Source organism: Bacillus sp. JJ783 (assembly GCF_036963225.1).
Taxonomy (GTDB): domain Bacteria; phylum Bacillota; class Bacilli; order Bacillales; family Bacillaceae_G; genus Bacillus_A; species Bacillus_A cereus_U.
The window spans coordinates 15484-27632 of sequence record NZ_JBALMG010000174.1 but is presented as its reverse complement, the minus strand read 5'-3'; the positions used below and the strand labels follow the sequence as shown (position 1 = coordinate 27632).

Sequence of the window (12149 nt, the reverse complement as noted above, 5' to 3'; positions counted from 1 at the left end):
GCAATAGCCATCACGATAGGGATTTAAATGCTGCGATAAATTTATCAAGATGGGTAAAATAAAAGCTTGATAATAGGAGGTAACGATACTGCCTCGTGTGGAGTGTTATACCCCTCATCCCTTCGGGGTTGCGAGAACACGATGAAGCACTAACTTGTGTAAATTTGATTGAATTGTATAGATTTAGTTAAGTTTATCGTATCGGGTTGCGAAGTACTGTGACACTCGAAAAATACGTAAAACTGCGTAGTACAGTTTATGAATATATGATAGAGCAAGATAAGCCAATATCATTGTTAGATATTCAAGAACATATCGTTTCGCATCATGAAGGAAAATTCACTAAAAAAATGTTACATCAATTTTATTTATCAAGACTATTAGATGAACTCAAACTGGATGGGAAAATTACTTTAGCTGATGATGAATATCGCTATGCTGAAAAAGGGGTATTGTATAAAGCGGGAAAAGGGAGCTAAGCTCTCTTTTTGTCTTGAAATAACGAAGTATGTAGCGTAAAAGACTGCTAAAGCAGCCTGATACAGGGAATGGTGTTGAGTGTGTAGTGTCAAAGATTGAATGTGCCTGAAAGAGGCACTTCATATCGGCTGCAAATGAAAAGAGACACCTCCGCCGAATAGGTGTCAGTCGTTTTGTCACGTAGACTCGCTACTTGACAGTTATTAGAATAACATGCAGGATTTTGGAAGTCAAAAGGGAATTAGAGGAAGAGGTATTGTGATGTATGCGTACTTATTAAAAGATATAATGAAATGGATTCCAAAGTACATTATAGATAGAGGATATGAATATTATGAAGAGGGACATGTAGAAGATGTTGAAATACACGACAAGAAAGTATTTGCGTTCGTTACTGGAAATGCAGGGAATTATGAAGTGATTATTGATCTTGAAGATTTTGCAGAAAGTAGCTGTGAGTGTCCGTATGAAAATTATTGTAAGCATATGGCGGCAGTTGTGTATGATATTCAAGGTGCTGGTGAGAGTACGGTTAAAGAGAAACTGAACGGTTTAGAAAAAGAAGAGTTACTAACAGTATTAAATCGTTTGTTACAAAGTTCGAAAAATGTGCGAATTGTAGAGAAGATGTTAAAGAAGGGGAAAGATTAACTAAAGAGGGAGTTGTTTTGTAGTGAACGTACTAATTATATATGCTCATCCTAATCCTTCAAGCTTAAACGGGGCAATTTTAGAGCATGTGCAAAAAGGACTTGGGGAAACAAATCATTCTGTTACAATACTTGATTTGTATAGAGAACAATTTGATCCAGTGCTTGTATTTAATGAAGAGAAAAAAAGACGTGATTTATTACATGAAGAAGAGACGGAGCGATATAGAGAATTAGTGCAGAAGGCGGATATGCTTCTTTTCATATATCCGATATGGTGGTGGGGCATGCCTGCTATTTTAAAAGGATTTATCGATCGTATTTTTGTAGCTGGATTTGCTTATAAATATGAGGGGTCATTACCAAAAGGCTTATTTAAAGGAAAGAAGGCGTGGGTTATTAATACGTTAGACTCACCATTATGGTACGTAGCACTATTATATCGATCAGCAGATTGGATTATGATGAAAAGAGGGATTTTACGTTTTTGTGGTATTCGCGATATAAAACGGTCAGTTTTTCAATCTGTGAAAACGAGTAAACTAGAGAAGCGTGAAAAATGGCTATTACAAATAGAAGAAAAGGCTCGTACATTATGAATGAAATAGATCGTATTATAAAGTGTTGCAATTGTGATGACGAACTTTTGCGTACGTATATTAATTGTTTAGTCCAATTGAAGAAATACAGCGAAACGTTTCAACAAATTCAAATACAATTAAGAAATGATTATTTAATAAGAGGGATTTGTGAAAGAGAAGTTGATGAGGTAATAAAGGGAAGTGAAGAATATGAAACATATTTTCTTCCTAAAGTATTGCAGTGGAAATTCTTTAAGAACAATCCTCATATGATTGAAAAAGTGTGTGAAGATTTGTTTACATATGAAGCATTAAATCATGCAGAGGTAGAGTGGAGGAAGGTAATAAGCTGTATAGATAACGAATGATTTATTATATAAAAAAGCTAGTATAAAACTAGCTTTTCGTTTAAATAAATAAGAAACATAGACTAATAATAAATCCTGCATATAGTAAGTTAACAACACAAAATCCCATAATATCACGAGCGCCTAAACCAGCTATCGCTAATGCTGGTAATGCCCAGAAAGGTTGAATTAAATTTGTCCAAGCATCGCCCCATGCAATTGCCATCGCTGTTTTCGCGGCAGGTACACCAAGTTCAGCGCCAGCTGGAATCATAATTGGTGCTTGCACTGCCCATTGACCGCCTCCAGATGGAACGAAAATATTTACAATGCCAGCACTTAAAAATGTAAAGAGCGGAAATGTGGTTTCATTTGAAATGCTAATAAAGAAAGTAGAAATAGCTCCTCCAAGCGAAAGCCCTTCACTATTTACTCCAATCATCATCCCCATAATTCCAGCATAGAACGGAAACTGAAGTAAAATACTGTATTTAATGTACATGTTAGAACAGCAAAAATTTGTAAGAATGGACGCTGCTACGAGTCAATATTTTTAATACCCTTCAAGAAGGATATCAGCTATTTTTAACGAATTCTGAATTACAAACAAACTTTATTAAAAGCGGTGAGATAATATAGGGAATAAAACAAATTTCTTTTTGGATATGAAAATGGAAAAATATATAGTTAGCAAGCTTCGGAGCACCGGTTGTGTTTTCGCAGAAGATGAGACCCGGTTACTTATTTCAGAGGCACTAACTCCCGAGGACCTTATGAAAATGGTAGAAATGCGAGTCAACGGTTTACCTCTGGAATACGTTGTTGGATATACGGAGTTCTGTGGTTTACGAGTAGAAGTGGATCGAGGCGTTTTTGTACCGCGTAAACGTACCGAGTTCCTTGTTCATCAAACAGAGGCGTTGTCACGTTCTAGCGATATCATTGTTGACCTATGTTGTGGGTCAGGTGCTGTGGGTGCAGCACTGGCAGCAACTTTGGGACGAGTTGAATTGTATTCTGTTGATATTGACCCTATCGCAGTACAATGCGCTAGTCGCAATGTAATGAATTTTGGCGGTCATGCTTTTGAAGGTGACTTATATAAAGCTCTACCCCGCTCACTTAAGGGAAATGTAAACATCCTAGTTGCGAACGTACCTTACGTTCCTACCGAAATAATAAAGTTTCTCCCCCGGGAGGCACGCCTACATGAACCCAATGTGACGCTTGACGGAGGTAAAGATGGTCTTAATATTCTGCGAAGAGTGGCAGAAGAAGCATTACTCTGGTTAGCTTTGGATGGACATCTTTTGATAGAGACGAGCGAAGTTCAGGCACCCGAGGCCTTTAAAATCTTTACTGGCGCTGGGCTTACCACGAAAGTGGCTAGAAACAAGGAACTGGATGCTACTGTCATTATCGGTTCTAATTCTAACTTTTAGAGTAAATAAGCATTATTCAATGAATATAATCATTTTGATAATCAATCCCGACAAGGGGGAGAATCAGGAAAATACGGATAACACTAAGAAGTTTTAATCTATAAAAAAGTGCACCTCCGATTGTTAGACTGTGTCTAATAAACGAAGGTGCACTTTAAAGGAATCAACTTTTTTTATCCCGCTATTTATTGAACTAAAGCACCCATTAGCTTAATAGCAAATGATTATAATCCGCTATTTCTCCCAAAGTTCGATCAATCGACCTTCAGGATCTTTAATCCAAATAAACTTTCCAAATTCACTAATCTCTTCTTTCTTTTCAAGAGGTACACCAATATGTTCAAGATGCTGAATAGTCTCGTTTAGATTATGTACTTGGAAATTCAACATTACTTGTTGTTCTGTAGGAAAATAACTGTCATTCTCGGCAAAGAAAGAAAAGATAGTCTCAGTTCCTAATTCGGGTTTAATCACAGTCCCATTCCAATTTTCTATTTCAATCTTCAACACTTCACTGTACCATTTTTTTATAACATCAAGATTCTTAGTTCTCCAAAATATTCCTCCGAAACCTTTTATCATTGTATTTAACTCCTGTCTGTCTTTTAATTTTTAATGTGACGTAGTATGTATTTAATATATCAAAACAAAACAGGAATAGTAAGGAAAATCAGCAACTTATGAACAGTAAAAAATCATAATTGCTGGTGTAGTATTTACTATATTAACGATACCGAAATCATCCTTCGCAGAATTTGAGAAACAAAAGCAAGATACAATTGAAGTCCGAGCAAATGAGTATAACAATACTGACTCGTTTGAGGATAATTCTTCAACTCAAAGTTCGCCTGAACAATCCAAAACGCCTATAAATACTTCTTTCAATAGTATAGAAAAAATAGGGGAACTGTTTCTGGGAAAATGAATGAAGGAATGATAAAAGCCCGTACATTAAGTAAGAGTAATGTGCGGGCTTTTAAGCATAGTATTACGAAGTTTCGCTAATTTTAGTTTCTGTATGAGTGTTAGTAGCAATCCTTTTCTTAACCTTAAAGTGATAGTAGGTGTAGCAAAAGATGATAAATGGTACAGTGCAATAGATTCCTAGTCTTTGACTTGGGATAAAGATAAGACTTATTAATATAATGCCATACAATCCAAAACCAAGAATTGGTACAAGTGGATAAAGTGGAGTTTTAAATTTTAAGTCTTCTAATTTTCCACCTTCGGCTAAATAATGTTTACGGAAAAAGAATTGAGAAACACAAATTGACATCCAAACAATAATTGTAATGACTCCAGAAATTGAAATCAGCCATAAGTAAACCGTTTCAGCAGCTACAACGCTTGTCAAAAGAGAAAAAGCAGAAATAGCTATCGTCAAGAGTAAAGCGTTTAGAGGTATCCCTCGTGATGATAATTTCTTTAAAAAGGCTGGAGCCATATCATTTTTTGATAATGACCAAAGCATTCGAGTTGCGGCGTACAGTCCTGAGTTTGCGACAGAAAGAACAGCAGTAAGAATAACAAAGTTCATAATATCAGCTGCATATGGAATACCTATATTATCAAATACAGCAACAAACGGACTTTTTGTTAATCCTGCCTCTTCCCAAGGAATTAAAGCCACGAGAACAAAGATTGCTAAGACGAAGAAAAACATCGTGCGCCATATTATATTTCTAATAGAACGAGGTAAAGTCTTTGCTGGATCTTCACTTTCACCTGCTGCGATTCCAACAAGTTCTGTACCTTGGAAGGAATAATTGACTGTAACCATTGTTAAAAGAATAGCGGCAAGTCCATTTGGGAATAAACCACCATGATTTACGAAATTTGAAAGAAGCGGAGCGGGTTCGTTTCCTTTTAAATCAATAAAACCGAACATAGCGGCGCCGCCAAGAATAATGAAAGCGATAATGGCAGATACTTTTATACTTGAAAACCAAAATTCTGTTTCTGCATAACTACGAGCGGATAATGCGTTAATAGTGAATATTGTAACACCAAATATTAAACACCAAACCCAGACAGGAATATCAGGAAACCATCGCTGCATTGTAATACCAGCAGTTGTAAATTCAAGACCAGTCGTATTCGCCCAGCTTAGCCAATACAACCATCCGATGGTAAATCCAGTTGCTGGATTGATGAACTTAGTGGCATATTCCTGGAAGGAACCTGAAACTGGCATTGCTACAGCAAGCTCACCAAGACATAGCATAACGAGATACATTAATAATCCACCGGCCATAAAGGCAAGTACGGATCCACCAGGTCCAGCTTGACTTATAATATAACCAGATCCGTTAAATAACCCCGTTCCAATCACACCACCGAGTGCAATCATGAATAAATGTCTACCTTTCATCGTGCGCTTTAATTCATTGTTTGTATTGTTTACTTGCGTCATTGTTTTCCTCACTTTCATAATTGGTAGTATGAAGATTGATGTTTTTCCGTATTATGGAATGTATTCCGTGATGTGAAATCTTGTTCTAATTTTCAGATAATTAAAAAGAAAAGTCAATATTTTTTTGTTTACGTTTTCATTTTTTTGATAGTGTTATATCTCTATTTTTAGAAAATTAAATAAATTAATTGATTTCAGTTTGAATTTTTGTTAAATTGATAGTGAATTAGGCTAAACATACTACAAGTAAAGTTGAGGCGAGTTATGGTACAGTCCATTGATCGAGCGATAGGTATTATTAAGTTACTGAATTCTACAAATGAAAAAGAGTATTGGGCTATTTCTGATATAGCTGATAGAACACATCTCCCGGTTAGTACAGTACATAGGTTACTGAACTCTTTGATGGAGCATGGGTTAGTTACGCAAATTTCAGAAACAAAACAGTACAAGATTGGGCCAATGTGGATGGAAATAGGATTACGTCAATTGGAGAAGGTAGACTACAGATCCGTTGCAAGAGAAGTGATGAAGCGTTTGGCCTCTGAAGTTGAAGAAAGTGTTTATTTGAACATTCCAAATGGAACACATTCTATTATCATTGAAAGAATTGATAGCCCTTTAAAAATTCGAGTTATCGATAACTTAGGGGAACAGATTCCACTTTCAATTGGCGCCGCAAATAAAACGATGCTTGCCAATATGAACACGAATGAAATGGAACACATTGTAGAACATTTACTTTCTTCTTTACCAGAACAAAAGCAAATTCTTTTCGATCAAATAAAGCAAATAAGAAATGAAGGATATGCTGTGAGTTATGGTGAAAAAACAGAAGGGACAGCTTCAGTAGCTGCACCTATTATCGGATTTAATCATAAAGTAGTAGGAGCATTAAGTGTTGGGTTAATTAGTCATCGCATTAATGATGATCGACTATCTTTTCTTATTAGTAAGGTAAAACAAGCAGCTCATGAAATATCAATAAAAATCGGCAGTACATCAGAATTATAATTTTGATAGCTGTCGTCATTTTTTATTCATATATTGGAATTGATTTTCATAATGCGGAAAAATAGGGGGATTTATATGTCAAAGTGGCAATCAAAAGAACAATTAGTGCAATTATTAAGCAATCTTGTTGAAATTCCTAGTATTACAGGTTCAGAAGCTGAAGTTATATTACCAGACTTTGTTGTAGAACAATTATCTGACTTACAGTATTTCAAACAAAATCCGCATCATTTGCAAAAAAATCCGACCGGGGATGGAAGATATTTTGTTACAGCGCTAGTAAAGAAAAGTGATAGTACGAAAAATACCGTAATTCTTGTTAGCCACTTTGATGTTGTAGATGTACAAGATTACGGAGTGTGGAAAGAAGATGCATTTAACCCTAAAAAGTTAACATCTATGTTTTATTCTCATAAAGATGAGCTACCAGATCACGTACGTGAAGATATAGAACAAGGAGATTGGCTATTTGGTAGAGGAACAATGGATATGAAATGTGGTCTAGCTTTACAAATGGCAATGGTTGAGCAAGCTTGTGAAGGAAGATTTGATGGGAATGTTCTTTTATTGGCTGTTCCAGATGAAGAAGTGAACTCTGTAGGGATGAGGGCTGCTGTTCCAAGATTACTGGATTTAGCAAGAGAACATGATTTAGAATTTAAAACGGTTCTAAATTCAGAGCCTATGTTTTCAAGGCATCCTGGTGACCAAAATAAGTATATTTATACTGGTTCTATTGGTAAGGTGTTACCTGGTTTCCTTTGCTATGGAAAAGAGACACATGTAGGCGAGCCTTTTGCAGGATTAAATGGGAGTTATATGGCTGCATTATTAACAGCAGAATTAGAGTTGAATACGGACCTTTGTGATATTGTAGATGGTGAAGCGAGTCCACCACCAACTAACTTGCTTCAAAGAGACTTAAAGGAGGATTATTCTGTACAAATTCCTCATCGTGCTGTCACATTATTTAACTTGTTTTTACTAGAAAAAACGATGACAGATGTAGTTTCATTATTACGTCAAAAAGTAACGAAAGTAGCAGAGAAAATCGAAGAATCGTATGAGGAGCGAGCGTATCATTTTTCTAAGCATAATCCGTTCATACCACCTAATCTCAAAGTAAATGTATTAACGTATGAAGAGCTTATCACTTATGCAATTGAACAACATGGAAGAGAAACAATAGATGAAATTCAATCTAATATTATAAAAAATAGAGAAGATAAAGATGATCGTGCGGTAACCATTGATTTAGTAGACAAATTATCTATCTTATGTAAAGAAAAGGCCCCGATGATTGTACTTTTCTTTGCTCCGCCGTATTATCCAGCTGTGAGTTCACGCAACAATCCTTTAATTAAAGAGGTAGTTGTAGAAATGGAAAAGTATGCCCACTATAATCATAGCATTACATTTGAAAATCAAAATTATTTTGGAGGAATTTCAGATTTAAGCTATGTAGGCTTACAAAACCCATTGGATTCAATGAGTTCTCTCGTAGACAATATGCCATTATGGGATAAAGGTTATTCGATTCCACTTCAGGAATTAGAAGAGTTTGACGTTCCAGTATTAAATATGGGGCCGGTAGGAAAAGATGCACATCAATGGACGGAGCGTTTGGACGTAAATTATGCATTTGAAACGCTATTAGATATGTTACCTATATGTATTGGAAAATTACTTGTTTCTAATAAAGTTACACAGTCATAGTGTTTGTATAAGAGAGAGAAAAGGACCGTAGTGATACGGTCTTTTTTGTTTAACGAATAGTGTGGAACCTTAGCTTTATGAGAATGTGACGGTACCTCATTTATTAATGTTACTTGATAAGTAGAGAAAATTGTGAAGTAAGAATTTTCTTGTCCTCTTTTTTATATTAATTATTGAACATAAAAAGCTTTAGGACTTTGCAGAGCTTTTATACCTTTTCTTGTGTGAGAATAGGATTAGGAATGGCTGGTACTATCGGAAGCGTTAGATCATTTTCTTCGTTACTATGACCTGTAGGATCATTTGGACAACAAGGTGCTGTGCTTTCTATATTGTTCCCTACTATTCTAGCAAATCGTGCATGTCCGATTTCATGTGCAAGTAACAAATGATCTGCTTCATCAGGGACAACAATATTAGCTTGAAAATCAGTTGTTTCACCATGCTGAACAATCGGTACATACGAAGTGCACCCAGTGCTTTCTCCATCTGCTAATCTATTTCCACAGGCAAAAAATAATCCAATCATTCGTTAATTCCTTGAGTATCTGGATTAAAACAGTCAATTTTATCTGCGGAATACTCTTCATTGGTATAGGCAAATCAATAGTCTTGAGCTCCTATAAACATTTGAGCAAGTCTATCATTACTACTATTAGCACTTGGGGCAACAAATATATTTAAGCCTACATAATATGCCATTTACTGATCTCCTTAAAATAGATTCGCAATAAACTATTTAAAGAGAGTAGATACGGATTGTACACTTTTTGTAACGGTATTTGCTGAGTTTTTGTATAATATAATCATGTGAAGTTAACATAACTTATTGTATCAATAGTATATATTTGCGTAGAATATCCATTGTAAGGTTTTGAAGTACCCCCCTAAATGAAAATTTTATTTCTCTAAAGTTAGTTACTTAGTGAAGTCTGCTCATTTTTTTCGTATTAGGGAAGAATGTACTTTTTAACTTGATGGGTATGGGGTAGTACCCCTCTTAGCAAAACCGGAGTGGGAATGATGAGTATAAATAGTTTTGTGGGATTGATAAAGGACGAATTATTAAAAGAGGTAAGCATAAGAAGTGAGGATGAATTCGAGCCTGTAGTAGTTAAAGATATTCCTAGACTTTGGAAGTGTTTAGGGACAGGTAATTATGCCGCAGTATTTATGCACAAAGAATACAAAGATTGGGTAGTGAAAGTTTACGCGCGAGAAGGAGAAGGAATTGAAAAAGAGTCAGAAGTATACCGAAGAATCGGAAATCATCCTTCTTATTCGAAGCTTATATATGAAGGGGGAAATTTCATAGTATTGAAACGTTTAAAAGAAATTACCTTATACGATGCTATTCATAAGGGGATTAAAATTCCGAAGCAGGTAATCCTTGATATTAATGAAGCTATAGAGTATGCAAGGGAACAAGGATTAACTCCTTGTGATGTTCACGGGAAAAATGTGATGATGGAAAACGGAAGGGGATATGTAGTCGATGTATCTGATTTCTTAAAAACAAAAGAAGATAGTAAGTGGAGAGACCTAGAAAAGGCATATTTTACATTTTACTTGCCTTTCATTTATAAATTGCCTTTCCCTGTTAAAATACCGTATTTCATGTTAAACATTGTTAGACGTTCATATAGAAAATATAAGAAGCTTAAAAAGAAATTCAAATTGTAAAAGGACCACATACTTATCTTTAGGTTAGATAAGTGAACCACTAGTGAACAAAAGGACCGTACATTTTAGATATGTCTAATATGTACGGTCCTAATTTTATAACTTCATGAAGTAATTTATTTATAAAATGATTGTAACATTTGTATATGATACTGATATTATTATGAGAAGTAAATCTTCTTGTTTTAATAGAATATACCCATTTCAGTACATTTCATTTTAAACATATTGATGTACTATAGTTCTAAACAAATCACAATAATGAATTAGAAGGGGAATAAACTATGTACACAGACTCAATTGAGTCTTAAAATTTTAATCTAATTTACCTTTGCATAGATGCAGGTATCAGTTAGTTTTTTACCGTCAGCTGAAAGGTCTTCATTACGTAATATCCCTTCAAGCTCAAAACCTAGTTTTTCAGGGATCGTACGACTTTTAGTGTTATTAGATTCACATCGTATTTCAATCCTTCTAAATTTGAGTAACTGAAATCCAAGGTTTGTTAACTCACTTACTGCTTCTGTCATATATCCCTTGCCACTAAATTGCGTGTTAATCCAGTATCCAATTTCACATTTAGAAATCTTCCAATTAATTCCGTGAAGGCTAGCAGTTCCAATAAAATCATTAGTACCTTTATGATAGATAAGATAGCGAAAGCTTTCTCTTTTCAAAAAATCTATATGGGCATTTCTCAGGATAATTTCCGTTTCTTCAACAGTAGGAATTGACTGGAATAAAAGCAACCATTGTTTTAACTCATTAATTGAATCCTTAATAGCTTGGTATACTACATTCCCGTCACCAGCTTGAAGTGGTGCTCGAAGAATTAGTCTGTCTGTTTCTATCTGTAACGGAACATCTAATAAAATAGGATTCATATAATTTCTCCTCTCAAAAACTTTAAATTATGACATAATAAAAAAACTTTCACCCCAAGGAAATAATTCTTGAGGACGAGAGTTGCAATTTCGTGGTACGTTACTATAATAAATAAATTAAAAAATACCCTATCTCACTAACAGGAGATCCCGTCACAGCATCACTATAAGTTATTATAGAACCGTGTGAATCTCCTAGTCTTTCTTCATTAAGAACTTGATATGTAGCAATACAGTAAAGCTTATCTCCCATAAAGGGACCTCCCAAAAATTAGTAAACAATAAATATATATTCAATTAATCACTTAGAAATCCCTTTTCACATATTGAAAACTAAACTGCCAGTTGGTACAAAAAAATGGCTACCGAAGCAGCCTTAGGTTGTTCAACTAATGCATTCGTTAGTTGAATAAGGAATTATTATTTTTCATCTATCGTCTTCCGATTTTTGTCTTTTGCATAATGGGGTGGTACCCCTACTAGAAAAATTGTCTCCGCGTGAACGTGAAGAACTTGAAAAATTTAAAGAAAGCGCAAGATGCTTTTGATAAACATGAAATCGGGAAAGCTATGAATAATGTTCAAAAGGCAAAAAGTGATGAAAATACAGAATTAACAAAGCAAGCCAATGCATTGCAAGGTGAGATTCAACAAGAATTTTTAGCTACATTTAATAAGTTGAACATGAATGATATTACTGGCGATGTAAAAGAAGCCCGTAAATCTTTAGATGATCTTAAGGCTTGGATACAACAATCTGACCTATTAAAATCTCAAAAGGATTTTGTTGATACGTTACCTGAAAAAGAAGCAAGTATCTCTAAACTAGAGGAAAGTAAAAAATAAAGAAAAGAGGTTGCCCAAAGGTAACTATTCAGCTACTTTTGGGACAACCTCTTCTTTTCGTTGTGTACTTTCAAGAAAATTTAGAATAAAATA

General features: G+C 34.9%; 14 protein-coding genes and 1 pseudogene. 9 read left to right on the top strand and 6 right to left on the bottom strand.

Annotation, left to right across the window (positions count from 1 at the left end):
• The first annotated feature begins 218 nt into the window (after positions 1 to 218).
• The 4 genes from V7038_RS26865 to V7038_RS26850 all read left to right on the top strand — a co-directional run bounded on the left by V7038_RS26865 (position 219) and on the right by V7038_RS26850 (position 2079).
• Positions 219 to 479, top strand: a complete 261-nt coding sequence (locus tag V7038_RS26865; RefSeq protein ID WP_070139701.1) for a hypothetical protein — start codon at positions 219 to 221, stop codon at positions 477 to 479.
• A 262-nt stretch (positions 480 to 741) separates the two neighbouring features.
• Positions 742 to 1131, top strand: a complete 390-nt coding sequence (locus V7038_RS26860; protein ID WP_002161106.1) for an SWIM zinc finger family protein — start codon at positions 742 to 744, stop codon at positions 1129 to 1131.
• A gap of 22 nt (positions 1132 to 1153) precedes the next feature.
• Positions 1154 to 1729 (top strand): NAD(P)H-dependent oxidoreductase, encoded by a 576-nt coding sequence (locus tag V7038_RS26855; RefSeq protein WP_070139700.1) that lies wholly within the window; start codon positions 1154 to 1156, stop codon positions 1727 to 1729.
• Positions 1726 to 2079, top strand: a complete 354-nt coding sequence (locus V7038_RS26850; RefSeq protein ID WP_070139699.1) for a group-specific protein — start codon at positions 1726 to 1728, stop codon at positions 2077 to 2079. The genes V7038_RS26855 and V7038_RS26850 overlap by 4 nt, the downstream gene beginning before the upstream one ends.
• A 40-nt stretch (positions 2080 to 2119) precedes the next feature.
• On the opposite strand, the pseudogene V7038_RS26845 reads toward V7038_RS26850, so the two are convergent.
• Positions 2120 to 2542: pseudogene (locus tag V7038_RS26845) on the bottom strand (TIGR00366 family protein); the annotation flags it as partial.
• 187 nt (positions 2543 to 2729) lie between these two features.
• On the opposite strand from V7038_RS26845, the gene V7038_RS26840 reads away from it, so the two are divergent.
• The gene (locus V7038_RS26840) at positions 2730 to 3500 is read left to right on the top strand and encodes a putative protein N(5)-glutamine methyltransferase (RefSeq protein ID WP_070139839.1); all 771 of its coding nucleotides are present in this window, start codon (positions 2730 to 2732) and stop codon (positions 3498 to 3500) included.
• A gap of 234 nt (positions 3501 to 3734) precedes the next feature.
• On the opposite strand, the gene V7038_RS26835 is transcribed toward V7038_RS26840, so the two are convergent.
• Together V7038_RS26835 and V7038_RS26830 are read right to left on the bottom strand one after the other, a co-directional pair.
• Positions 3735 to 4082, bottom strand: coding sequence for a VOC family protein (locus V7038_RS26835; protein WP_070139697.1), 348 nt, complete (start codon positions 4080 to 4082; stop codon positions 3735 to 3737).
• Between the two features lie 406 nt (positions 4083 to 4488).
• Positions 4489 to 5913 carry an amino acid permease gene (locus V7038_RS26830; RefSeq protein ID WP_070139696.1) on the bottom strand — a complete coding sequence of 475 codons (1425 nt, stop codon included), beginning with the start codon at positions 5911 to 5913 and terminating at the stop codon, positions 4489 to 4491.
• Between the two features lie 264 nt (positions 5914 to 6177).
• On the opposite strand from V7038_RS26830, the gene V7038_RS26825 reads away from it, so the two are divergent.
• Positions 6178 to 6927, top strand: coding sequence for an IclR family transcriptional regulator (locus V7038_RS26825; protein WP_002120836.1), 750 nt, complete (start codon positions 6178 to 6180; stop codon positions 6925 to 6927).
• A 75-nt stretch (positions 6928 to 7002) separates the two neighbouring features.
• On the top strand, positions 7003 to 8643 hold the full coding sequence (locus tag V7038_RS26820) for a M20 family metallopeptidase (protein ID WP_335695893.1): 1641 nt from the start codon (positions 7003 to 7005) through the stop codon (positions 8641 to 8643).
• A gap of 208 nt (positions 8644 to 8851) precedes the next feature.
• Here the strand turns inward: V7038_RS26820 and V7038_RS26815 are convergent, their stop codons facing one another.
• On the bottom strand, positions 8852 to 9172 hold the full coding sequence (locus tag V7038_RS26815) for a hypothetical protein (RefSeq protein WP_236735539.1): 321 nt from the start codon (positions 9170 to 9172) through the stop codon (positions 8852 to 8854).
• A gap of 494 nt (positions 9173 to 9666) precedes the next feature.
• Here V7038_RS26815 and V7038_RS26810 point away from each other — a divergent pair, with 494 nt between their 5' ends.
• Positions 9667 to 10326, top strand: a complete 660-nt coding sequence (locus V7038_RS26810; RefSeq protein WP_033713999.1) for a serine/threonine protein kinase — start codon at positions 9667 to 9669, stop codon at positions 10324 to 10326.
• 320 nt (positions 10327 to 10646) lie between these two features.
• On the opposite strand, the gene V7038_RS26805 is transcribed toward V7038_RS26810, so the two are convergent.
• Both V7038_RS26805 and V7038_RS26800 read right to left on the bottom strand, forming a co-directional pair.
• Complete coding sequence (locus V7038_RS26805; RefSeq protein WP_088078928.1) at positions 10647 to 11210, bottom strand: GNAT family N-acetyltransferase; 564 nt, start codon at positions 11208 to 11210, stop codon at positions 10647 to 10649.
• Between the two features lie 103 nt (positions 11211 to 11313).
• On the bottom strand, positions 11314 to 11463 hold the full coding sequence (locus V7038_RS26800) for a hypothetical protein (protein ID WP_002110849.1): 150 nt from the start codon (positions 11461 to 11463) through the stop codon (positions 11314 to 11316).
• Between the two features lie 260 nt (positions 11464 to 11723).
• Here V7038_RS26800 and V7038_RS26795 point away from each other — a divergent pair, with 260 nt between their 5' ends.
• Positions 11724 to 12056, top strand: a complete 333-nt coding sequence (locus V7038_RS26795; protein WP_234813727.1) for a hypothetical protein — start codon at positions 11724 to 11726, stop codon at positions 12054 to 12056.
• Positions 12057 to 12149 lie beyond the last annotated feature (93 nt).